This window comes from Brevibacterium ravenspurgense (assembly GCF_001584615.1).
GTDB classification, from domain to species: Bacteria; Actinomycetota; Actinomycetes; order Actinomycetales; family Brevibacteriaceae; genus Brevibacterium; species Brevibacterium ravenspurgense.
In genome coordinates, this window is the sequence record NZ_LQQC01000008.1 from 1 (window position 1) to 24,537 (window position 24,537).

At 58.5% G+C, this 24,537-nt stretch carries 15 protein-coding genes and 2 rRNA genes; 8 read left to right on the forward strand and 9 right to left on the reverse strand.

The features are described 5' to 3' along the window. Positions 1-82: 82 nt before the first annotated feature. From Bravens_RS03180 to Bravens_RS03190, 3 genes are all read right to left on the reverse strand, one after another. Positions 83-3,178 (reverse strand): 23S ribosomal RNA (locus Bravens_RS03180). Positions 3,179-3,661: 483 nt separating this feature from the next. After that, positions 3,662-5,190 (reverse strand): 16S ribosomal RNA (locus tag Bravens_RS03185). The 16S and 23S rRNA genes sit together here, the layout of an rRNA operon. Before the next feature lie 458 nt (positions 5,191-5,648). Further along, positions 5,649-6,380, reverse strand: coding sequence for an SOS response-associated peptidase (locus Bravens_RS03190; RefSeq protein WP_082791002.1), 732 nt, complete (start codon positions 6,378-6,380; stop codon positions 5,649-5,651). 121 nt (positions 6,381-6,501) lie between these two features. On the opposite strand from Bravens_RS03190, the gene Bravens_RS03195 reads away from it, so the two are divergent. The 8 genes from Bravens_RS03195 to Bravens_RS03230 all read left to right on the forward strand — a co-directional run bounded on the left by Bravens_RS03195 (position 6,502) and on the right by Bravens_RS03230 (position 14,293). Further along, positions 6,502-6,996: a MarR family winged helix-turn-helix transcriptional regulator gene (locus Bravens_RS03195; RefSeq protein WP_062020232.1), complete on the forward strand. Its 495-nt coding sequence runs from the start codon at positions 6,502-6,504 to the stop codon at positions 6,994-6,996. Positions 6,997-7,240: 244 nt separating this feature from the next. Then, positions 7,241-8,407, forward strand: a complete 1,167-nt coding sequence (locus tag Bravens_RS03200) for an acyl-CoA dehydrogenase family protein (protein ID WP_062020234.1) — start codon at positions 7,241-7,243, stop codon at positions 8,405-8,407. Position 8,408: 1 nt separating this feature from the next. Then, positions 8,409-9,449, forward strand: coding sequence for an enoyl-CoA hydratase/isomerase family protein (locus Bravens_RS03205; protein WP_062020236.1), 1,041 nt, complete (start codon positions 8,409-8,411; stop codon positions 9,447-9,449). Continuing rightward, complete coding sequence (locus Bravens_RS03210) at positions 9,446-10,222, forward strand: enoyl-CoA hydratase-related protein (RefSeq protein ID WP_062020238.1); 777 nt, start codon at positions 9,446-9,448, stop codon at positions 10,220-10,222. The genes Bravens_RS03205 and Bravens_RS03210 overlap by 4 nt, the downstream gene beginning before the upstream one ends. 166 nt (positions 10,223-10,388) lie before the next feature. Continuing rightward, positions 10,389-11,375 (forward strand): NAD(P)H-dependent flavin oxidoreductase, encoded by a 987-nt coding sequence (locus Bravens_RS03215; protein WP_062020239.1) that lies wholly within the window; start codon positions 10,389-10,391, stop codon positions 11,373-11,375. Between the two features lie 92 nt (positions 11,376-11,467). Then, on the forward strand, positions 11,468-12,268 hold the full coding sequence (locus tag Bravens_RS03220; RefSeq protein WP_062020241.1) for a nitrilase-related carbon-nitrogen hydrolase: 801 nt from the start codon (positions 11,468-11,470) through the stop codon (positions 12,266-12,268). A 227-nt stretch (positions 12,269-12,495) separates the two neighbouring features. Further along, complete coding sequence (locus Bravens_RS03225; protein ID WP_062020244.1) at positions 12,496-13,290, forward strand: SDR family NAD(P)-dependent oxidoreductase; 795 nt, start codon at positions 12,496-12,498, stop codon at positions 13,288-13,290. 34 nt (positions 13,291-13,324) lie between these two features. Next, positions 13,325-14,293 carry a class C sortase gene (locus Bravens_RS03230; protein ID WP_209435912.1) on the forward strand — a complete coding sequence of 323 codons (969 nt, stop codon included), beginning with the start codon at positions 13,325-13,327 and terminating at the stop codon, positions 14,291-14,293. A gap of 111 nt (positions 14,294-14,404) precedes the next feature. Here the strand turns inward: Bravens_RS03230 and Bravens_RS03235 are convergent, their stop codons facing one another. The 6 genes from Bravens_RS03235 to nrdE all read right to left on the reverse strand — a co-directional run bounded on the left by Bravens_RS03235 (position 14,405) and on the right by nrdE (position 24,532). Continuing rightward, positions 14,405-17,539 carry a SpaA isopeptide-forming pilin-related protein gene (locus Bravens_RS03235; protein WP_244878106.1) on the reverse strand — a complete coding sequence of 1,045 codons (3,135 nt, stop codon included), beginning with the start codon at positions 17,537-17,539 and terminating at the stop codon, positions 14,405-14,407. Beyond that, positions 17,536-18,294 carry an isopeptide-forming domain-containing protein gene (locus Bravens_RS03240; RefSeq protein ID WP_209435913.1) on the reverse strand — a complete coding sequence of 253 codons (759 nt, stop codon included), beginning with the start codon at positions 18,292-18,294 and terminating at the stop codon, positions 17,536-17,538. The genes Bravens_RS03235 and Bravens_RS03240 overlap by 4 nt, the downstream gene beginning before the upstream one ends. Before the next feature lie 13 nt (positions 18,295-18,307). Beyond that, a complete protein-coding gene (locus Bravens_RS03245) occupies positions 18,308-19,246 on the reverse strand; it encodes a class C sortase (protein ID WP_062020247.1) in 939 nt (312 codons plus the stop codon). A 135-nt stretch (positions 19,247-19,381) separates the two neighbouring features. Continuing rightward, positions 19,382-20,851 carry a SpaH/EbpB family LPXTG-anchored major pilin gene (locus Bravens_RS03250; RefSeq protein WP_062020249.1) on the reverse strand — a complete coding sequence of 490 codons (1,470 nt, stop codon included), beginning with the start codon at positions 20,849-20,851 and terminating at the stop codon, positions 19,382-19,384. A 543-nt stretch (positions 20,852-21,394) separates the two neighbouring features. Continuing rightward, on the reverse strand, positions 21,395-22,375 hold the full coding sequence (nrdF, locus tag Bravens_RS03255) for a class 1b ribonucleoside-diphosphate reductase subunit beta (RefSeq protein WP_176745028.1): 981 nt from the start codon (positions 22,373-22,375) through the stop codon (positions 21,395-21,397). 30 nt (positions 22,376-22,405) lie between these two features. Further along, positions 22,406-24,532, reverse strand: coding sequence for a class 1b ribonucleoside-diphosphate reductase subunit alpha (gene nrdE, locus Bravens_RS03260; RefSeq protein ID WP_425304148.1), 2,127 nt, complete (start codon positions 24,530-24,532; stop codon positions 22,406-22,408). Positions 24,533-24,537 lie beyond the last annotated feature (5 nt).

Below are 24,537 nucleotides of genomic sequence, written 5' to 3' on the forward strand. Positions count from 1 at the left end.
TTGTGGACGCGAACAAACAGTGATTGTTTGTTGGTGTTTGTTGTGTTACTCGCCTTGGCACCCCACACAATGGTGTGGGTTGTTGGGTGAGTGATTGGTGTATTAGTACCAGTCAGCTGCGCACATTGCTGTGCTTCCACATCTGGCCTATCAACCCAGTCGTCTACTGGACACCTCAGGGGAAATCTCATCTTGAAGCAGGCTTCCCGCTTAGATGCTTTCAGCGGTTATCCTTCCCGAACGTAGCCAACCAGCCATGCACCTGGCGGTACAACTGGCACACCAGAGGTTCGTCCGTCCCGGTCCTCTCGTACTAAGGACAGCCCTTCTCAGATTTCCTACGCACGCAGCGGATAGGGACCGAACTGTCTCACGACGTTCTAAACCCAGCTCGCGTACCGCTTTAATGGGCGAACAGCCCAACCCTTGGGACCGACTCCAGCCCCAGGATGCGACGAGCCGACATCGAGGTGCCAAACCATGCCGTCGATATGGACTCTTGGGCAAGATCAGCCTGTTATCCCCGAGGTACCTTTTATCCGTTGAGCGACCACGCTTCCACAAGCCATGGCCGGGTCACTAGTCCCAGCTTTCGCTCCTGCTCGACACGTCCGTCTCACAGTCAAGCTCCCTTGTGCACTTACACTCACCACCTGATTGCCAACCAGGCTGAGGGAACCTTTGGGCGCCTCCGTTACTCTTTGGGAGGCAACCGCCCCAGTTAAACTACCCATCAGGCACTGTCCCTGGACCCGATCAGGGTCCGAAGTTCAGGAATCCACTATGGCCAGAGTGGTATTTCACCAATGACTCCACACACACTGGCGTGCATGCTTCACCGTCTCCCACCTATCCTACACAAGCCACACCGAACACCAATACCAAACTATAGTGAAGGTCTCGGGGTCTTTCCGTCCTGCTGCGCGTAACGAGCATCTTTACTCGTAATGCAATTTCGCCGAGTTCGCGGTTGAGACAGCAGAGAAGTCGTTACGCCATTCGTGCAGGTCGGAACTTACCCGACAAGGAATTTCGCTACCTTAGGATGGTTATAGTTACCACCGCCGTTTACTGGGGCTTAAATTCTCCGCTTCGAACCAAGGTTCTAACAGATCCTCTTAACCTTCCAGCACCGGGCAGGCGTCAGTCCGTATACATCGACTTACGTCTTCGCACGGACCTGTGTTTTTAGTAAACAGTCGCTTCTCTCTGGCCTCTGCGACCACCACCAGCACATCCAACCGCAAGGGTTGTTCACCGGGGTGGTCCCCCTTCTTCCAAAGTTACGGGGGCATTTTGCCGAGTTCCTTAACCACGATTATCTCGATCGCCTTGGTATTCTCTACCTGACCACCTGAGTCGGTTTAGGGTACGGGCAGTTTGAACCTCACGTCGATGCTTTTCTTGGCAGCAGAGGATCACCGGATCACCCCACCACGTGTGGGGCGCCCATCAGCTCTCAGCCCTAGTGTGTGGCGGATTTGCCAACCACACGGCCTACAACCTTAGACCGCGACAACCATCGCACGGCCCGGCTACCTTCCTGCGTCACACCTGTTAACACGCTTACCTACAAAACCCTCAGGTCCCACCACCACACACCACACACACTCCAAAGGAGTCTGTTGCGGGTGTGGCACTGGTTAGTATCAGATTCTTCGGTATGGACGGTTCTTCACTGGTACGGGAATATCAACCCGTTGTCCATCGACTACGCCTGTCGGCCTCGCCTTAGGTCCCGACTAACCCAGGGCGGATTAACCTAGCCCTGGAACCCTTGGTCATTCGGCGGACGGGTTTCTCACCCGTCTTTCGCTACTCATGCCTGCATTCTCACTCGTATAGCCTCCACCACTGAATCACTTCGCAGCTTCACCGGCCACACGACGCTCCCCTACCCAAAAACACCCGAGTTATCGGTTGAACATGTTTTTGCCACAACTTCGGTGGTGTGCTTAAGCCCCGCTACATTATCGGCGCGGAATCACTTGACCAGTGAGCTATTACGCACTCTTTCAAGGGTGGCTGCTTCTAAGCCAACCTCCTGGTTGTCACTGCAACTCCACATCCTTTTCCACTGAGCACACGCTTAGGGACCTTAGTTGATGGTCTGGGCTGTTTCCCTCTCGACTACGAAGCTTATCCCCCGCAGTCTCACTGCCACGCTGACTTCACGGCATTCGGAGTTTAGCTGACGTCAGTAACCCTCGCGGGCCCATCAGTCATCCAGTCGCTCTACCTCCGCAAAGCACCACGTAACGCTGCACCTAAATGCATTTCGGGGAGAACCAGCTATCACAGAGTTTGATTGGCCTTTCACCCCTAACCACAGATCATCCCCCCAGTTTTCAACCTAGGTGGGTTCGGGCCTCCACGCCGTCTTACCGGCGCTTCACCCTGCCCATGGCTAGATCACTCCGCTTCGGGTCTAGGACACACGACTGACCGCCCTGTTCGGACTCGCTTTCGCTGCGGCTTCCCCACACGGGTTAACCTCGCCACATGCCTCTAACTCGCAGGCTCATTCTTCAAAAGGCACGCCATCACCCCACAAGAGGACTCTGACGGATTGTAGGCACACGGTTTCAGGTACTCTTTCACTCCCCTCCCGGGGTACTTTTCACCATTCCCTCACGGTACTATCCGCTATCGGTCACCAAGAGTATTCAGCCTTACCAGGTGGTCCTGGCAGATTCACACGACATTCCACGAGTACCGTGCTACTCGGGCACCAACACACACAAACCAGCGCAGTTTCAGCTACGGGACTCTCACCCACTCCGGTCAGGCTTCCCAACCTGTTCACCTACCACACTGCATCCATGCCCCAGCCATGCTGAACTAGGACGATTGGCCCCACAACACCGCGCATGCAACACCAGCACGCTTGACACACACACGGTTTAGGCTCTTCCGCGTTCGCTCGCCACTACTAACAGAATCATTATTATTTTCTCTTCCTATGGGTACTGAGATGTTTCACTTCCCCACGTCACCCCCAACAAGGCTATACATTCACCCTGTGGTCACTACGCACAACACGCAGCGAGGTTTCCCCATTCGGACACCCTCGGATCACAGCTCGTTTACCAACTCCCCGAGGCTTATCGCAGATTACCGCGTCCTTCATCGGCTCTTGATGCCAAGGCATCCACCATGCGCCCTTGAACACTCACCACCCCACACAGGCACACACAACCCCAAAAGGCTCACATGCACGTCAGGGTGACAAGACGAATAACACAAGAAACACAAAAACAAACAAAATCACAACAACCACACACAAACGCGCGTGGCTGCCAGATGCTCGCGTCCACTATTCACAAAACAAACAACCACCACACACCCGAACCACCACCCCCAACACAGGGAACAGCAATCCATGGCAGTGGAAAGAGACAACAACCACACACCCCACAAGAGCGTGCAGGCCTGTTCTCCCACAACCCAACAGCGTGCCTGCCCACACCCACACACCACACACAAGCACTCCATCCACGAGCACCCTGAGCAGTACGTCAGTGCAGAAGTTTCGCAGTGTTCCACCCATGAGCACCCCACACACCCACCATGGATGTCAGGGCTTACCACAACACACCCCACAACCAACCACCAAGTGACAGTGGTTTTTAGGAGTGTGTTTGTATGTGTTGCTCCTTAGAAAGGAGGTGATCCAGCCGCACCTTCCGGTACGGCTACCTTGTTACGACTTAGTCCCAATCACCGGTCCCACCTTCGACGGCTCCCCCCCCACAAGGGTTAGGCCACCGGCTTCGGGTGTTACCGACTTTCGTGACTTGACGGGCGGTGTGTACAAGGCCCGGGAACGTATTCACCGCAGCGTTGCTGATCTGCGATTACTAGCGACTCCGACTTCACGTAGTCGAGTTGCAGACTACGATCCGAACTGAGACCGGCTTTAAGGGATTCGCTCCACCTCACGGCATCGCCACCCTCTGTACCGACCATTGTAGCATGCGTGAAGCCCAAGACATAAAGGGCATGATGATTTGACGTCATCCCCACCTTCCTCCGAGTTGACCCCGGCAGTCTCCTATGAGTTCCCACCATCACGTGCTGGCAACATAGAACGAGGGTTGCGCTCGTTGCGGGACTTAACCCAACATCTCACGACACGAGCTGACGACAACCATGCACCACCTGTACACCAGCCCCGAAGGGCGCACCTATCTCTAGGCGATTCCAGTGCATGTCAAGCCCTGGTAAGGTTCTTCGCGTTGCATCGAATTAATCCGCATGCTCCGCCGCTTGTGCGGGCCCCCGTCAATTCCTTTGAGTTTTAGCCTTGCGGCCGTACTCCCCAGGCGGGGAACTTAATGCGTTAGCTACGGCGCGGAATCCGTGGAATGGACCCCACACCTAGTTCCCAACGTTTACGGCATGGACTACCAGGGTATCTAATCCTGTTCGCTCCCCATGCTTTCGCTCCTCAGCGTCAGTAACAGCCCAGAGTCCCGCCTTCGCCACCGGTGTTCCTCCTGATATCTGCGCATTTCACCGCTACACCAGGAATTCCAGACTCCCCTACTGCACTCCAGTCTGCCCGTACCCACTGCACGCGCACCGTTAAGCGGCACGATTCCACAGCAGACGCGACAAACCACCTACGAGCTCTTTACGCCCAATAATTCCGGACAACGCTTGTACCCTACGTATTACCGCGGCTGCTGGCACGTAGTTAGCCGGTACTTCTTCTGCAGGTACCGTCACCCAAAGGCTTCTTCCCTACTGAAAGAGGTTTACAACCCGAAGGCCGTCATCCCCCACGCGGCGTCGCTGCATCAGGGTTTCCCCCATTGTGCAATATTCCCCACTGCTGCCTCCCGTAGGAGTCTGGGCCGTGTCTCAGTCCCAGTGTGGCCGGTCGCCCTCTCAGGCCGGCTACCCGTCGTCGTCTTGGTAGGCCATTACCCCACCAACAAACTGATAGGCCGCGAGCCCATCCCCAACCGAAAAACTTTCCACCACCCAACATGCGAAAGATGGTCATATCCGGTATTAGACCCAGTTTCCCAGGCTTATCCCGAAGTCAGGGGCAGGTTACTCACGTGATACTCACCCGTTCGCCACTCATCCACCCAGTGCAAGCACCAAGCTTCAGCGTTCGACTTGCATGTGTTAAGCACGCCGCCAGCGTTCGTCCTGAGCCAGGATCAAACTCTCCACTAAAAACAAAAAGAAAGAAAAGATCCCAACCAAAAGAAAACTGACAAGAACAAAAACAACACCAACAACACCAAGTGCTGCCAGCATCATCCTGCTACAAATCAAAAAATTCCATGGCCAGAAACAAAAAATATCTGGCACCACGAAACAAACAAACACGCTATTGAGTTGACAAAGAACAGACACACAAAAAATCCACACCCACCACAGTGAGCACTTCATCAAAGGTGAAAGTCTCGCGCTCAGCGATTTGAGCGCTTGGCTATCTTAGCCTGAAGTTCATCTGCCTGCAAATCCTTGATTCGCTGCAGTTAATCTTCGTCCGTTCCGGACCGCTTCCGCGCTCCTGGGAACGAGATATAACTCTAGACCGACCGCATTCAGCTTTGCAAGCCGAATTCGAGTGAGGTGCGCCACGCTTCGTATACCGCCACCAGGGAAGACACTGTCCTACCCCTCACTTAAGCGGGATCAGCGAGACCTGGCCAGTTATTGCGGACATTGCCCACCTCGGCACCCACCTCGTGCCTCTTGATGCGGTCCGGGTCTACACCACCCAAGAGCCCTTCAAGCAGGTGTCCGGTGTCAGCTTTTGAATCAACCGCCGGGTTGAGCCACTGCCCTATCTGATCCCGTTCTAAGAAAAGAGGCATGCGGTGGTGCACCTGCTCCAGATGGCCGCGTGCAGGCAGCGTCAACATGGTTGTCGAAACCAACCACCCGTCAAGCACGGACGGATCTGCCTCTGACTGATCAACCTGCTCCGGCGGCTGCTGGCGCAGTTCAAACAGACCCGCCATGAAAATCCAGTCATCACCGTCGGCATGCTTGTACCAAGGCTGTTTGCCGGATTCGGTCTTTTCCCATTCGTAGTAGCCATTGACGGCAACCGCACAGCGCCTGGATGTAAAGGCCGACCGGAACATGGGCTTGGAGTCAACGGTTTCCGACCGGGCATTGAATGCGCGGAAGCCGATCTTGTCGTCTTTAGCCCACCCTGGAACCAGCCCCCAGCGGGCCGCCTCCAGCCGCCTCGTCACCCGCCCGTCCGCATCGACGCGGTCGAGGATGATCGGCAGGGGCGAGCCGGGAGGCACGTTATAGCTTTCGGGCACGTTCCAGCGGAAAGAGTCGACATCGAGCTCATCAACCAACGACGCCGGATCCACCGCCATATTCACGCGACCACACATACAGCCATCATCGCACTGCTTATATCTAGGCGCATTGACCTGCTTATGACATGGCGCGGCGGCCCGCCCAAACACGCGGATGTGCGCTCGACCACACAAGCACCATAGACTCAGCCCGACTATGGCTGAGAACTTCGACCCGATCCGGGAAGCACGGCGCCAGTGGGAAGCCCACGGCTACGCCGAAGCGGCTGACGGCATGACGCTGACCACCAGCATCATGCGCTCCCAGCAGCTGCTCATGGCGCGCATTGACCGTGCCCTGCGGCCGTTGAAACTAACCTTTGCGCGGTACGAACTCCTGACCCTTCTGCGCTTCAGCAGCCACGGCGAGCTTCCGATGTCCGTCGTCTCTCGCCGTCTGCAGGTTCACCCGACCTCGACGACGAACGCAGTGGACAGGCTGGAGCGGGCGGGACTCGTCAAACGCATCCCGCATCCGGAAGACGGCCGGTCGACGATTGTGCAGCTGACCAAGGCTGGCCGCGAACTCTCGCTCGCTGCAACAGACGCGCTGAACCGCGAAGTGTTCACCCACCCGGGCATTGAGGGCGAGCGCATGGACCTGCTGCTGCAGCTGCTGGCCGAGCACCGTACAGCGCTGGCCGAAGACTGAGCACTCCCCCGGTCGCGGCACCTCGCCCCTTTCCACCTCACCCTCCCGACACCTCGCCTCTCTCCACTTCACCCTCCCGACGCCTCGCCCCCTCCCTCCATCTCGGCCCTCCCGGGACCTCGTGCACCGAATGTTCACTCCCCCGGCAGATGCCCAGCACCGGTGCGTGTGACGAAAAGGTGTGACACCGGCTACACTGGCGGCGACTTTGTTTGACGTCCTACTAAATTTTGGAGGCAACAACATGGCACGCAGCACTGCGGCTTCTCTGCCCTTCGGCCTGAGCGATGACCAGCTCGAACTTGCGAACATGTGCCGCGAGTTCGCAGACGAACAGCTGGCACCACACGCTCTCGAATGGGATGCCAATTCGCACTTCCCCGTCGACGTCATCAAGTCGACCGCGGACCTGGGCATGGGCGGCATCTACATTGACGAAGACAAGGGCGGTTCCGGCCTGGGCCGTATGGACGCAGCTCTCATCTTCGAAAACCTGTCGACCGGCTGCCCCGCGGTTGCTTCGTACATCTCGATTCACAACATGGTCGCCTCGGTCATCGAACGATTCGGCAACGAAGACCAGCACGAGCGCTACCTGTCGAAGCTCGTGACCTTCGAAAACCTTGCCAGCCACGGTCTGACCGAACCGAACGCCGGTTCCGACGCGGCCGGTCTGCGCACCTCGGCCCGTCGCGACGGCGACCACTACATCCTCAACGGCGTCAAGCAGTTCATTTCCGGTGCCGGCGCATCCGACGTCTACCTGGTCATGGCACGCACCGGCCAGGACGGCGCCCGCGGAATCTCGGCCTTCATCCTGGAAAAGGGCATGGAGGGCCTGGACTTCGGACCCGACGAAATCAAGATGGGCTGGCACGCACAGCCCACCCGCCAGGTCATCATGGAAAACGTTCGCGTTCCCGTGGAAAACCTGGTCGGCGAGGAAGGTGAAGGCTTCAAGGCCGCTATGAGCGGTCTGGACGGCGGTCGCCTCAACATCGGCGCCGCATCGCTCGGCGGTGGCCAGTCGGCACTGGAAAAGGCCGTGCAGTACTTGGGTGAACGTCAGGCATTCGGCCAGGACCTCAACCAGTTCCAGGCACTGCGTTTTGAAGTCGCCCAGATGCAGGCCGACCTCGAAGCCGCCCGTTCGCTCCTGTGGCGCGCCGCCCAGGCCTACGACGCGAAGCACGAAAACACGACCCTGCTGTCGGCGATGGCCAAGCTCAAGGCCACCGACACCGGCTTTGATGTTGCCAACCGTGCCCTCCAGCTGTTCGGCGGCTACGGCTACCTGCACGAGTACGGTGTGGAGAAGCTGGTCCGCGACCTGCGCGTACACCAGATCCTTGAAGGCACGAACGAAATCATGCGCGTCATCATTTCGCGCAAGAGCACAGGAGTTGCATAAGTTGAGTGAAGAAACCCCCGTCGTCCTCAGCGCCGAAGGCGGCCTGGGACGCATTGAACTGAACAAGCCGCGTGCAATCAACGCGCTCAACCAGGAAATGATCGACATCGTCAACGAGGCCCTGGCCAAGTGGCAGGACGACGATTCGATCAAGGCTGTGCTCGTCACCGGCCGCGGCGAGCGCGGCCTGTGCGCCGGCGGTGACATCAAGGCCATCCACGCTTCCCTGCTCGACGGCACCGACGCGAACCTGCAGTTCTTCGGCGAAGAGTACGTGATGAACGACCGGATCGCCCGCTTCCCCAAGCCCTATGTGGCGTTCATGAACGGCATCACGATGGGCGGCGGCGTTGGCATTTCGGTGCACGGTTCGCACCGCGTTGTCACCGACAGCACCAAGATCGGCATGCCGGAGACCACCATCGGCCTTTTCCCGGACGTCGGCGGTACTTACCTGCTGGCGCAGGCTCCCGGTGCGGTTGGCATGTACCTGGGCCTGACCGGTCTGCCGGTCGGCGCGGGGGCCGCACTTGCCGCCGGTCTTGCTGACTACTACATCGAAGACGCCAAGCTCGATGAGGTCGCAGCCGAACTGGCCAAGCGTCCGGCAGAAGCCGAGGCCGTTCTCAAGCAGTTCTCCTCGGAAGCTCCGGCTGATGAACTCGCTGAGCACCGCGAAGCTATCGACCACGCATTCTCTGCCGGTTCGGTCGAGGAAATCCTTGAGCGCCTGCGCGCTCTGGGCACCGAATGGGGCGCCAAAACGGCTGATCTCATCGAAACGAAGTCGCCGCTGAGCCTGAAGGTGACTTTCGAATCGATCCGCACCGCCGGCGACATGAGCCTCGAAGAGGTCCTGGAGCGCGACCTGCGCACCGGCATCAACCTCGGCAAGCACAACGACCTGGCCGAGGGCATCCGCGCCCAGGTCATCGACAAGGACCGCAACCCGCAGTGGAAGCCGGCCACCCTGGAGGAAGTCAGCAGCGAACTCGTCCAGGAAGTCCTGACAGAACCCGCAGCACGAAAGGTTTTCCAGTGACCCAGTACGAAACCATCAAGGTCGACATTTCGGACAAGATCGGCACCATCACTCTGGCTCCGGGGCCCATGAACCCGCTGAGCTCGCAGGTCATGAAGGACGTCACGGCAGCTCTTGCTGAGTTCGACGCCTCTGATGACGTCCGCGCAATCATCATCACCGGTGACGGCGACAAGGCATTCGCAGCCGGTGCTGACATCAAGGAAATGGCTTCGCTCGAATTCGCCGAGGCCTACCGCGAAGACTTCTTCGTCGGCTGGAACCGCCTGCGTGAGGTCCGCAAGCCGATCATTGCAGCCGTCAACGGCTACGCCCTGGGTGGCGGCTGCGAACTGGCGATGATGTGCGACTTCATCATCGCCTCGGACCGCGCTCAGTTCGGCCAGCCGGAGATCAACCTCGGCGTTCTGCCGGGCATGGGCGGATCGCAGCGCCTGACCCGCGCGATCGGCAAGGCCAAGGCAATGGACCTGTGCCTGACCGGCCGTTTCATCAAGGCGGACGAAGCCCTCGAATCGAACCTCGTGGCTCGCGTTGTGCCGCATGACGAACTCATGGACACGGCCCGCGAAGCAGCTGGCGTCATCGCATCGAAGTCGCTTATTGCTTCGGCCATGGTGAAGGAGGCCGTCAACGCGGCATTCGAAACCACGCTCGACCAGGGTCTGGTGTACGAGCGTCGTCTGTTCCACTCCTCGCTGGCTACAGAAGACCAGAAGGAAGGCATGGGCGCTTTCGTTGAGAAGCGCAAGCCCGAATTCAAGGACCGCTGACAAACCGGTGAACAAGCCGGTCAACCAGCCGAAGCGCCAGCCGGCCCCGGCCGCCCCTCAAAGAACTTGCTGATCAGCTCACCCTGACCAGCATGCGAACGCCCCGCCCACCGGCGGGGCGTTTGTCGTCTAAAGTGATGTCGGACACTCAGATCGAAGGAGCTTCATGACTGTCGAACGCACCGAACTTCCCGAACAGCTGCGCGCTGATCTGCGCCTGCCGATCGTGGCATCCCCCATGTTCATCGCATCGGGCCCCGAGCTCGTCAAGGCTCAGTGCCAGGCGGGAATCATCGGCTCTTTCCCCACGCTCAACGCCCGCCCCCAGGAGGCGCTGTCGGACTGGTTTGACGAGATCAGCGAATCGAATGCCGAGTTCGCGAAGAACAACCCCGGCACTCCGGTGGGCCCGTTTGCCGCGAACCTCATCGTGCACCGCTCCAATGACCGCATTGAGCACGACCTCGGCGTTGTTGTGGACCACAAGGTTCCGATTGTCATCACCTCGCTGGGTGCACGCGAAGACGTCTATGAGGCCGTCCATTCCTATGGCGGCATTGTGCTGCACGATGTCATCAACAACCGCTTTGCCCACAAGGCCATTGAGAAGGGCGCTGATGGTCTGGTTGCTGTCTCCGCCGGGGCTGGCGGGCACGCGGGTGCGCTGTCGCCGTTTGCGCTCATCCGTGAGATCCGCGAATGGTTCGGCGGTCCCCTGCTGCTGTCGGGAAGCATCGCCCACGGAACCTCAGTTCTGGCCGCGCAGGCCGCGGGAGCGGACTTCGCCTATGTCGGTTCGGCGTTCTTGGCCAGCCCCGAAGCGAATGTTGTTGAAGGCTACCGCGACATGATTGTGGATTCCGGCGCCAGCGACGTTGTGTACTCGAACCTGTTCACGGGAGTGCACGGCAACTATCTGCGCGGTTCGATTGAGGCTGCCGGCATGGACCCGGACAATCTGCCCGAATCTGATCCTTCGAAGATGAACTTCGGCAGCGGTGGGTCGTCGAAGTCGAAGGCGTGGAAGGACATTTGGGGCTCCGGCCAGGGTATTGGCGCGGTGTGCGAAAAGCTGCCGGTTGCCTCGCTCGTGGACCGTCTGGAAGGCGAGTACCGGGCTGCCGTCGAGGATCTGCGCGGCCGGATCTTCTGAGGCTCCGCTGTGCGGAGCCGGCTTTCCCTACCCGCACGAGGCGGAGGTCGGCAGATCTGTCCCCTCCACCTCGGCGGGGGTACGGTGAGCGTATGAAGATTGCGCTTGCACAGATCAATACGACTCCCGATGTTTCGGCCAATGTGAGCAAGGTCGAGGACTATGTGCGTTCGGCCGCTGAAGCCGGAGCTGTCCTGGTGCAGTTTCCGGAGGCGACGATGCGGTCGTTCGGCCCGGGGCTGCGTGAGGACACCCGGCAGCACGCCGCGGCGTGGCAGGAGCGGATGCAGGCGCTTGCGGATGAGCACGAACTGACGATTGTCGCCGGTGAGTTCTTGGCGCACGGGGATCGTGTGGTCAATCAGCTGGCGGTCTACTCCCCTGCTGCCCGGCGCGTAGCGTACGAAAAGATCCACCTGTACGACGCCTTTGGGTTCCGTGAGTCCGACACGGTGGAGCCGGGCAGTGACATTGTCACAGTCGACGTCGAAGGTGTGACCGTCGGTCTTGCCATCTGCTACGACATTCGCTTCCCGAAGCTGTTTGCGGAGCTTTCCCGCGCGGGTGCGCAGTTGGCGCTGGTGTCCGCATCCTGGGGTGCGGGCCCGGGCAAGCTCTACCAGTGGGATCTGCTGGCACGGGTTCGGGCGCTGGATTCCAACATGATCGTCTCTGCCGTTGACCAGGCTGATCCGAAGGTTTCGGGTGTCGAGGTGCCGGCTGACGCCCCGACGGGTGTGGGCGGTTCGCTGGTTGTCGACCCGTTTGGCGCACCGATCGCGCAGGAAGACGGGCAGGGTGAGCAGCTGATCGTTACAGACATTGACTTCGGCGTGATCGACAAGGCCAAGAGCGCGCTGCCGGTCCTTGAAAACGCTCGACTGGGCTACTGAGGGCGGCGCTGGTTGCTGAGTGCGGTTTTGGGCTGCTCAGCCCAGTTCTGAGCAGGGCGTTGAGCCGTGGTCCTGAGCGGGCCGCGTCCCACTGCGTAAGCGAGCGTGGTCTGCGCGCTGGATTTTCAGCCCGTGTTTGCCTTGAGCCGGTTAAATTGGAATCGACGGCAGACCGCCGTCATGACACTGACCGCCCACAGCTGACTGGGCGGAGGAAGGCAGAGACCATGACCCGCACCTATGTTGTCACCGGTTCGGCTTCGGGTATCGGTGCCACGACCGCCAAGATTCTGCGTGAACGCGGTGACCGCGTTGTCGGAATCGACCTGAAGAACGCTGATGTTGAAGCTGACCTGTCCACCCGGGAGGGCCGTTCGCAGGCTGCCGCTTCCGCTGTTGAACTTGCCGGTGGGACAGTTGACGCTGTTATCGCCTGCGCCGGTATTGCCGCTCCCATTCCGAAGACCGTGTCGGTGAACTACTTCGGCGTGGTTGAGCTTCTTGAGGCTCTGCTGCCGGCTCTGAAGAAGTCGGAAGCACCGCGGGTTGCTGTCGTGTCGTCGATGGCATCGCTGCAGCCGAATGACCCCGCCCTTGTCGACGCGATGCTCGCCGGCGACGAAGCCAAGGCTCTTGAAATCGCTGAAAGCCACGTGTCGGATGTTCCGATGACCGGCTACGTTTCCTACCCGTCGTCTAAGCGCGCTCTGTCGCGCTGGGTGCGCCGTGTTTCGATCTCTGAGGAATGGGCTGGTGCCGGTATTCCGGTCAACGCAATTGCTCCGGGCACCGTGCTGACCCCCATGACGGAAGAGCTTCTGTCCACACCGGAGATGACGGCGTATGTTGACCAGCAGGTTCCCATGCCGCTGAATTACCACCAGCCGCCAGAATCCGTGGCTGACGCGCTCATCTGGATCACGGAGCCGGCCAACACCCACATGGCCGGTCAGACGATCTACGTTGACGGCGGTGCAGAAGTTACTCTGCGCGGCGAAGACGTGTGGGCCTGGAACGACTGAGGGCACTCAGGCCTAGAACTCATAGCAGGAGAATATGGAGCAGCACTCTCACGAGAGCGATCAGGCGAACGCAGAGGTCGCCGGTCGCGACGACGATCACACGCCAGCACCGCCGAACAGGCGGGACAAGCGGGCGAAGAAGAGGCGCAAGGGCATCAATGCCAATGCTCTTATCGCCTTTGTTCTGGTGGTCGTCGGCTTGGGAGTGCTGCTCTACCCTGTTGCCGCCACCCAGTGGAACAACTTTCAGCAGCGCCGCGCAGCTGATGAGTATTCGAAGCTGGAAAAGCAGGCTCCTCCCGAGGCACTGAACACAGCGTGGGAGGACGCGCACGCCTACAACGCAGACTTGGGCCAAATCAGCGTCCAAGATGCCTGGACAACATCGGATGACGAAGATTCACCCGAGTACAAGCGCTATGAAAAGTACCTGTCGGTGCTGTCGGAAACGGATGCGCTGGGCAGGATTGTCATCCCGTCTATCAAATCTGATTTGCCGATTTACCACGGAACATCGGAAAAGGCACTCACCCGAGGTGCCGGTCACCTGTACGGCACGGACTTCCCGGTAGGAGGCAAGGGCAAGGGCGAGGGTCGCCATTCTGCTCTGTCGGCACACACGGGTCTGCAGGATGCGACGATGTGGGACAACCTCGACAAGGTGCAGAAGGGCGATGCTTTCTACATTGCGGTCAGCGGTAAGAAGCTGAAGTACGAGGTTGACGATATTCAGGTTGTTGAACCCTCTGATACCAGTTCCATCAGGAGGGAAGAGAACAAGGACCTGGTCACTCTCATTACGTGCACGCCCTATGGCATCAACACGCACCGCCTGCTGGTGACTGGACACCGGGTTCCTATGGATCCCAGTGACGATTCCGTGTTTGACGGTTCCGGTATGCAGTGGCAGTGGTGGATGTGGGCAATCCTCGCAGCAGCCGCGGTCATTGTTCTGATGCTTGTCTACTGGTGGCGCAAATCGACAAAGGCTGCGAAGGACTGACCAGGTTCAGCTCAACGTTGAGGCCCGCACCCCTTGGGGTGCGGGCCTCAATTGTTGTCGGCGTACGGTTTATGTTGCCTTGGTGCTGACGGTCAGGTTTGTGGCTGAGTGTCAGGCGCGCCTGCGGTACATGAGCAGTGCACCTGCCGCGGCGATGGCCATACCGCCTGCAGCCCACCATGCCACGCCGTTGCCGCCGGTCTTGGGCAATTCACCGGATTTGGTGTCAGAAACCGTCAGGATCATTGCGTCTCCAGTACCGCTTGCTTCGATCAGGCCGTTGCTCTTGCCTGCCGAAATCTTGTACTTCTTGGTGTCCTGGTCCATTCCGATTTCGAACATGACCGGGTGCGGCAGCAGGTTCAGTCCCTTCGGCGCTTTGGTTTCCACGAGGAAGAACGTACCGGTTGTCTGCACCTCGATAGATTCCTCACCCGGCTTGATGGTCCACAGCGGTTTTCCGGCACTGTAGTCAGGCTTGCCGTCCTTAGCCGGGTAGATCTCAAAGGTCGCACCACCCAGGCCTTCCAGTTCTGTGATCTCACCGTCAACGTACTGGGCCTTTTTGAAGGTCAGCTTTCCTGTTGCTTCCGGTGTCTTGTAGTTGTCAACCACGCATGACACGCGTGACAGCTTCTTGTCTTTCTCACTCATATTCACGGTGAAGCCGAACTCGCCGACGTTCTCAACCGGGATCTCTGTGGTACTGCCGTCGCGGGTTTCCTCGCAGACGGCGTTCTTACCTTCGCGTTGGTACAGCGAGAAGCCCTGCTGCTGGACCTCGGCAAGCGTCAGTTTCTGCTGTTTCTCGCTCTGGATTCCCCAGCGGGCAGTTCCCTTGTCTTCGTCCCGCGACGAAGTGACTTTGCGCCACTGCGTGACGAGTTCACCATTTCCGGGATCAATGACCTTCTGGCCATTAGCGGACAGAGTGAATTCCCAACCGGGCTCACCATCTTTGAGCACATTGCCCTTCTCATCGACGATGCGTTTCTTGACGATCACTTCACCGTTGCACTTCTCGGTCAGCTCCTGGGCGATCGTTTTCATCTGCGCAGCGAGTTGTCCATAGCCCTCGATACGGACGGTGTCACCTGCACCGGAGATATCTTCGCCCATTAACTTGACAGAACGTGCCCCGTAGGTCCACTTTGACATGTCCGAAGTGACGGTCACTGACTTCCCGTCAGACGTACGCTCAAACACCTGCAGTGCCCGGTTCGGCGCCAGCTTCGCGGCTCGCTCCAGATTCGCCATAATGAGTTCGCCGCTTTGCGGAGTTCCTTTACGTTCCTTGTCGTTGTAGTTCGCTTCTCGCGCGCCTTGAATCCCGGAGTTGATTCTGTAGTAGACACCGGTTTGTTGCGGTACTTCCGCCTGCAGATCGATGCGTTTGATGTCTTTGAGGACGTAGTCCTGCTCAACAACCCAATCTTTACCCGTATTTCCACCAAGTGTCAGATCGACCATGAGGGGAACAACGCGGGTGCCTTGTTTTTTGAGTTCATTCGCTGCGTCAATTGCATCGTTGAGTGCACTTGCCTGAACAAACTCTCCGCCGATGCCTTTGCTCTTGATCGTGGACGACATCGTAGGCATACCGTCAGTAATGAAGTACACGACGTCGTAGTTTCCAGCCTTGACTTGCTGCAAACCAGCTTGCCAGTTCGTCGCACTGTTATTCGAGTTATAAGCCCAGTTTCCGACGACACGTTTTGCCTGGTTGACTCCAGCCGTTGTCTGCATAGAAATATAGGGCGGGTTATTGCCAGCGGTCGATCCGGCACCATTTGCTGGAGCAGTGCTCGCAAAGTTGTAGATACCGAGTTCGGCGGGAGTGTCTGCAAGAGCGTCAATAAAGGCGTTTGTTGCAGTTTTGGTCGCTTCAAAACCATTGACGTCGGCATACCGCAACGACGTGGACAAGTCGGCGACAACCGCAATGCGCAGCCCACAGCTCATGGGAATCTGAGGGTTCGCAACGCGCCCGTGAACCCATTTCGCTCCGTCAGGCGGTGAAATGATACCTGGGTCAATGGGATTTGTAGCCTTCGTCCCGTAAGCCTTCAGCTCAACTTCCAGGTTCTTGTTCTGAGGAAGGTTACTGGTGAACGTGAACACTGCTTCTTTTGACAGAAACGCCGAGTCGACCTGTTTGCCGTTCTTCACTGGCACTACGTCCATTGCGATGTAGCCGTTGCCGATGTTGACGTTGCGCTTCTGCAGCGTCACGCCGTCTTCAATCTTGTCGACCGTCAGCTGGTAGTGCTGCGGGTCAAGGAACGTAGCGTCAGTTTTGATGCGCACCGTGATGTAGTTCAGCTGCGCGTCTTCCCCAGCTTTTGCAGTGAAAGCGTTTGGCGTATCTGGATTAACCGGATCACTATTCAGTGTGAACCCGTGTCCAGTGGCTGTGAACTTTCGATTTGTGTCGCCAGGCAGTGGCGGCTGGTCGTCCGAGCAGGTCTTCACTTGACCGCTCATGTCGAACGACCATTCAGTTTTTGCTCCAGAAGCAATCTGGTAGCCAGACTGCGCCTTGGCTGTGACCTTGACGGTGGCCTTCTGCCCTTCATAGAAGTGCTGCCCGACAGACGTCTTCTGGTCTGAGATGTAGTAGTCAACACCCTTTGTGTCGGGAATGTTGATGTACCCCTTTTCCACACACTGCGAGGCGGTCGCTGGGTCTACTGCTGTCGGAGCTGCCGGCGTCACCGTCGTCGGGTTCGGTGTGGGGTCTGGATCAGTCGGAGGCGTTGTAGTTCCAGATGGCGTTCCACGCAACGTCACTGACACGGAGCCTGAAACTTTTGGCGCAGTGAAGTCCGGCGTCAGCTTGACGATGTCGCCCTTCTTCACCGGAATGTTCAAACCGTTATGGGTGATCGTGAAATTCTGTCGCGGATTACCGCTCGTGTTGATCTGAGGAGAAAGAGATCGTCCATTGACCGTCAGCGTATAGCCCTGCACCCAATTCTTTCCGGACACCGAAAAGTCCAGACTCGTGACGGTTGCATCTGCTCCAACAGTGAATTCAAATGTCGGATCGGGATTCGCGTTGAGGTTCGCAAAGTCTCGCTTCGCCGGGCTGACCGGGATGTTCTGCGTCTGCGCCTGAGCGGGCGTGGGGCCTGGAATGACTGCGAGTCCGTTGGCGATGAGCGCTGCCAGCACTGCGAACACGGCAAGCACCCGCATGACCGTGTGCTGTTCTTTCGACAGGCGGAATGGAAGTGTGTGCCTCATTTCTTCCCACCTTCTGACTTTCTTCTGCTGGCAACGATGATGATGAATCCGGCGCCGATGAGCACGGCGGCGATGATGACGATGATGGTGACCTGAGCACCCGTAACGGGCATCGACTGGTCGTGACCCTGCGGGGTCTTCGGCTTTTCCGGTGTATCCACAACAGGCGGCGTTGGCGGAGGTTCATTGCCCGGCGGTGGGCCCTGGGGAGAGCGTGATTTGGCGACGATGACGCCTTCAACCGGTGAATCGCCCTGCGGTCCGCTGTGGAACGGGACCGCTACAAGGAACGAGTTGATCTCGCGGTAGCTGTCATCGGGCGCCGATGAGCTCGCCAGATAGATGCCCTTCGGCAGGCTTGCGAACTTCGCGGATCCTGCAGCGTTCGTGACCTTGCTGAACGAGCGGTCTTTCGGCCATGCGGAAACATCATCGACCGAGGCGGATTCGACCCGCTTCATGTCGGATGAGTTCTCGGCCGAAACGCCTTCCAGCCGTTCAAGTTTGACAGTCACACCGGAAACCTTGCCGGCGGCCGGCGAGTGGTCGTCTTCGGGATTGCCGGGGCTGATGGTGATGGTGACGATGTCAGTGCCCGGAGTGTTCTTTCCGCTGCCCGAACTCGCCTGCCCAACAATTTTGGCGGCATGCGCGGGGCTGCCACCCGCAAAACCAAGAGCACAGAGCATGGCGCATACGGCCAGCAGCACCGCTGCCGTTCTGCCCCATGACACTGCGTGTCGTTTCATAGTCATCTGTTCACCAAGTTCAGTAGTTGTCATCCGACTGCTTCTGTGCGCCGGAAGACAGTCCCTTGCTGTTGCCGTTCGCGCTGGCTGCTGCAGTGCTGAGCTTGCGCTGTCGTCGCGCCCACCAGGCGAAGCCGGCACCGATAGCCAGTACGGCTGCCATGAGCGCGTACATCCACCACTGCCATCCGCCGCTGTGGTTCTGATCGAACACACCTTCGTCCACTGGTTCCAGGGGAACCTGGTGTCCGCGCACCAAGAGTCGGTGCGTGTTCACTCCGTAGGGCGTGCACGTGATCAGCGTGATGTAGTCGCCGCTTTCGTCCGGCCTCAGATCTTCGGTTTGGTCGGGAAGGACCACCTTGATCTGATCGATTTCGTACTTGAGCTTGTGACCTGAGACCTGCACGTAGAAGGCGTCGCCCTCTTCGGCTTTGCTGAGGTTGTCGAACATGGTGGCGTTCGACAGTCCCGTGTGTCCGGTGATGACCGAATGGGTTCCTCTGCCGCCGATGGGAAGGTCAGATCCGTACAGGTGCCCCAGTCCCCTCTGCAGAACATCGTCCGAAGTTCCGTGGTAGATGGGAAGGTCCGCACCGATCTTCGGGAAGATAAGCCGAGCCATGGCATCGTTCTCACTCAGCTGGTCCAGATACTCCGCATACTCGGGGTTGTCTGGGCTGATGTCGTTGAGCCACGGGTCGAGGATCGGGCCGGAAGTACGCTGTTCGTTGTATTCGTGCGCTTTGTCCCACTGCGTATTCTTGACTTCTTTGGGAGTGTCGTGGTCCAGCTGCGCGTATTCTTTGGCAGCTTTTGACGCTCCGTAGTTGTTCCATGCGGTGGAGACAACCGGGTACATCATCACAAGCAAACCGAGGATCACCACGATGGCCGGCAGCATCAGGCTGTTCTTCTTCGCCTTGCCGGGCTGGCCGTCCGTGACGGTTCGCTTCAAAGTTGATGTGGGGCTGTTCTCCACCGCATGGCTCCCAGGTGTCTATCACTGAGTGGGTTTGTGTGGGGCAGTGCGCAGCACCTGTTCACTGCCCCACCGTCCAGAGCCCAGTGGGCTCATGGATTTCCCTGGGTCTTACTCGGCCTGTGCCTGCTTGGCGTTGCGGCGAGCGAACCACACACCGGCAGCGGCAATCAGGGCACCAAGGGCGCCGAGGAGGCCGACACCCGCACCACCGGTCATCGGCAGGTTCGGGGTGTCCTGCTTGATGTTCTCGATCTCGGACACGAGGGTGACCTCGTCATCGCCTTCGAACTCACCAGTCTTCGCAATGTTTTCACGGGTGAAGTCGATTTCGGTGACGTTCTTTTCCGGCAGGACGTAGCCAGCCGGGGCCTTGGTTTCCTTCAGGCAGAACTTCTTGGTTGCAGGGGCATCCTTGTTGTCCTCGAAGTCCGTAACGTGCAGGCCGTCAATGCTGATGGTGCCGTCAGCCCCGGTGGTCCACTTGGAAACGTTCTTCACCGTCACCTGCGCCCCGAGGTTTTCAGCCGAGGTGCACTGGTAGAGCTCAAATTCAGCACCTTCGAGGACCTTGCCGGTTTCCTTGCCGTCCTTCTTCACGACCTTGAGCTTGCCGTGGTAGGTGACGACTTCGTTGGTCTTGTTCTTGACTTCGTTGCCGGTGTTCGGGTTGTTGAAGATGACGTCAGCCTGGTTCTTCAGTTCCGTGGTGTCGCCGACTTCCTTGCGCTTCGTTTCGAAGGTCAGCGAAAGCTTGTCACCGGACTTCACTTTGGCAAGACCCTGTTTGGTCAGCGTGACGACAAGCTTGTTGCCGTTTTCAGCAGGTTTGTTGACGGTGTAGTCACCTTCGCCGAGAGCGGTGTTACCGGCCTTGACCTCGGTCACCTTCTGGAAGTCGAGGCGCTTGTCCAGCTGGTCCTCAAAGCGGAAGGCGGTTAGTTCTTTGCCTTCACCCCAGGTGGGAGCGTCAGCCTTGATGGTGTAGGTGTAGGCGTCCTGGATGTGCTTGTCGGCATCCTTGACGGTCTTTTCGGTCTTGGTTTCGGAGTTCTTGGGGTACGCGATGACGTCGTAGTTCCACGCGTCCGAAGCTTTGTTCACCATGGGGATCGAAACGATGAACGGAGCACCGGCTACGATGCCGTCCGGGGTTTTGGTTTCTTCCACCAGGTAGATGCCCAGCGGCAGGTCCGAGAACTTGGCCTCACCCTGACCTGATGTTGTCTCTTCATAGGTCGTGGTGGTCTTGTCGCTTTCCTGGACGTCAGCCGCGGTCTTCGGGAACGTGGTCCAGTCGCCGTTTTCAAGGTCGAACTTCAGCTTGGTGATCTTGAAGGTCACACCGTTGAGTGCCTCACCCGGCACGCCTTCCATTTCCTGACCGGTGGCAGGGGTGTCGGATTCAGCGCCCTTCTTCTTGAAGAGGGTCAGCGAACCCTCCTTGTTGAAGTCAATGTTCGCCTTAGCAGGAGCAGCGACAGCGGGTTCAGCGAGGACGGCCGGAGCGGAAACACCCATCGAGAGTCCGAGAACAGCCGCGACTGAGGCCGCGCATACGGCCTTAGAGAACGTAGTCATGGATTCAATTCCTTTGCATCAGTTTTAAGGCCGGAGCCTCAGCATTTTTCGCGATCCACCTGGATGCACACGTTGCGCGTTCTGTGAAACCGCTTAGAAATAAATTAGCAAAACCGCATATAAAACGTTAGTTCAACTTTGTATTACTGTTTTTGTTCATCGGTCCGAGTGGCGGGGTCGAGCAGCCGGACCCCTGTAACAGCACCGCGTTGCTCGCCGGCTGTTCCTCCTGCTTACTCCGCGTCACATAGCGGAAGTCACACTTTGCGTCTCACCTTTCGAGAGTGTTACCGCGTATCACAGGCACCCATCGAACACATGAAAATGCCCATGAAACCCGCAAGCGTTCGCGTCCGAGCGCCCGGAATGCGGCCGCAAGGTACTTCCGGCTCCCCAGTTTGGTGCCCGGCGCTATGCGTGCAGAGAGTCAGCAGAACGCGGGCAGAGTGTGGGCACAAACCGAAGCCCAGGGCACAAAAAAGCAGCGGCCCGGAACTGTTCTCACAGTTCCGGGCCGCTGCTGTTCGCGCTGAGGCGGAGGGCTTAGAAGTCCCAGTCGTCGTCTTCGGTGGATTCGGCCTTGCCGATGACGTAGCTGGAGCCGCTGCCCGAGAAGAAGTCATGGTTTTCGTCCGCGTTCGGGTTGAGCGAAGACAGAATCGCCGGGTTCACATCCGTGACTTCCGCCGGGAACATGGCCTCATACCCCAGGTTCATGAGCGCCTTGTTCGCGTTGTAGTTGAGGAACTTCTTAACATCCTCAGCCAGGCCCACCCGGTCATAGATCAGGTGGGTGTAGGCAACTTCGTTTTCGTACAGGTCGAACAGAACTTCGTAGGTGAAGTCCTTGAGCTCCTGACGGCGCTGCTCGGATTCGTTCTTGAGGTTCTGCTGGTACTTGTACCCGATGTAGTAGCCGTGCACGGCCTCGTCGCGAATGATGAGGCGAATGAGGTCGGCCGTGTTCGTCAGTTTGGCGCGTGACGACCAGTACAGCGGCAGGTAGAAGCCCGAGTAGAACATGAACGATTCCAGCAGGGTGGAAGCGATCTTGCGCTTCTGCGGGTCGTCCCCGTGGTACAGGTCGGTGACGACCTTCGCCTTCTTCTGCAGGGTGGGCTCTTCCTTTGCCCAGCGGAACACCTCGTCAATCTGACGGGTGCTCGACAGGGTCGAGAAGATCGACGAATACGACTTCGCGTGCACCGACTCCATGAAGCAGATGTTGGTGTACACGGCCTCTTCGTGCGGTGTCAGCGCATCCGGCAGCAGCGACACTGCGCCGATGGTGCCCTGAATGGTGTCCAGCAGGGTCAGCCCCGCGAACACCTGCATGGTCATCCACTTTTCGTCGTCGCTGAGCGTGGCCCACGACTGGGTGTCATTGGACAGCGGAACCTTTTCCGGCAGCCAGAAGTTCGATGTGAGTCGATCCCACACCTCGAGGTCGATGTCGTCCTCGATGCGGTTCCAGTTGATCGCTTCGGCCCGGTCGGTCAGTCCGAAGTCACGTGTCTGTGTCACTGTTATCCCCTTCTGTTCCCCTACAGCTGATCACAGCATGCAGGAAACGCAGCCTTCGACTTCCGTGCCGGTCAGCGCCATCTGGCGGATGCGGCTGTAGTAGACCGTCTTGATGCCCTTGGTCCAGGCGTAGATCTGCGCCTTGTTGACATCGCGCGTGGTTGCGGTGTCCTTGAAGAACAGCGTCAGCGACAGACCCTGGTCCACGTGCTGGGTGGCCTCAGCGTAGGTGTCGATGATCTTTTCCGGACCGATTTCGTAGGCATCCTGGAAGTACTCCAGGTTGTCGTTCGTCATGTGCGGTGCCGGGTAGTACACGCGGCCGATCTTGCCTTCCTTGCGGATTTCCACCGGAGCGGCAATCGGGTGAATCGACGAGGTCGAGTTGTTGATGTAGGAAATCGAGCCCGTGGGCGGCACAGCCTGCAGGTTCTGGTTGTAGATGCCGTGCTTGGCGACTTCGTCGCGCAGCTTGGCCCAGTCGTCCTGCGTGGGAATGTGCACACCGGCTTCTTCGAAGATCTGCGCCACACGCTCGGTGCGGGGCTTCCATTCCTGTTCGGTGTACTTGTCGAAGTACTCACCGGAGGCGTACTTCGAGTCTTCGAAGCCTTCGAAGGTGCGGCCGCGTTCCTTGGCAATCTCCATGGATGCGCGCACCGCGTGGAAGGCCACGGTGTAGAAGTACATGTTGGTGAAGTCCAGACCCTCTTCGGAACCGTAGTGGATCCGCTCGCGGCCCAGGTAGCCGTGCAGGTTCATCTGGCCCAGGCCGATGGCGTGCGACATCGAGTTGCCGCGCTCAATCGAGGGCACGGATGCGATGTTCGAGGTTTCCGACACTGCCGTCAGACCGCGGATGGCGACCTCGACGGTCTGTCCGAAGTCTTCGGAGTCCATGGTCGCTGAAATGTTGAGCGAACCGAGGTTGCAGGAAATGTCCTTGCCGATGTGGCTGTAGGTGAGGTCCTCGTTGTAGGTCGAAGCCGAGTTCACCTGCAGGATCTCCGAGCACAGGTTGGACATGGTGATGCGACCCTTGATGGGGTTCGCACGGTTCACCGTGTCTTCGTACATGATGTACGGGTAGCCCGATTCGAACTGGATTTCAGCAAGCGTCTGGAAGAATTCGCGCGCGTTGATCTTGGTCTTCTTGATCCGCGCGTCGTCGACCATTTCGTAGTACTTTTCCGTCACCGAGATTTCGGTGAACGGCACCCCGTAGACCTTTTCGACGTCATAGGGGCTGAACAGGTACATCGGCTCGTTCTTCTTGGCCAGGTGGAACGTGATGTCCGGAATGACCACACCCAACGAGAGGGTCTTGATGCGGATCTTTTCGTCTGCGTTTTCGCGCTTGGTGTCCAGGAAGCTGTAGATGTCCGGGTGGTGGGCGTTCATGTACACCGCACCGGCACCCTGACGCGCACCCAGCTGGTTGGCGTAGGAGAACGCGTCTTCGAGCATCTTCATGACGGGGATGACACCCGAGGACTGGTTTTCGATCTTCTTGATCGGCGCGCCGGCTTCGCGGATGTTGGTCAGGCAGAACGCCACACCGCCGCCGCGCTTGGACAGCTGCAGGGCGGAGTTGACCGAACGGCCGATGGACTCCATGTTGTCTTCGATGCGCAGCAGGAAGCAGGAGACCATTTCGCCGCGCTGCTTCTTGCCCGCGTTGAGGAACGTGGGCGTTGCAGGCTGGAAGCGGCCGGAGATGATTTCGTCGACAAGCTGGCGGGCAAGCTTTTCGTCACCGCGAGCAAGGAACAGCGACACCATGACAACGCGGTCTTCGAAGCGCTCCAGGTAGCGCTTGCCGTCGAAGGTCTTCAGCGTGTACGACGTGTAGAACTTAAACGCACCCAGGAAGGTCTGGAAGCGGAACTTCTTGGAGTACGCGTGCTTGGACAGTTCCGAAATGAACGCGAACGAGTACTGGTCGAGCACCTCTTTTTCGTAGTAGTGGTGTTCGACGAGGTAGTTGAGCTTCTCTTCCAGGTCGTGGAAAAAGACAGTGTTGTTGTTGACGTGCTGGAGGAAGAACTGACGCGCTGCCTGCTTGTCGCGCTCAAACTGGATACGACCGTCCTTGTCGTACAGGTTGAGCATGGCGTTGAGCGCGTGGTAGTCGAGGTCGGTTTCCTCGCGGATGATGGCCT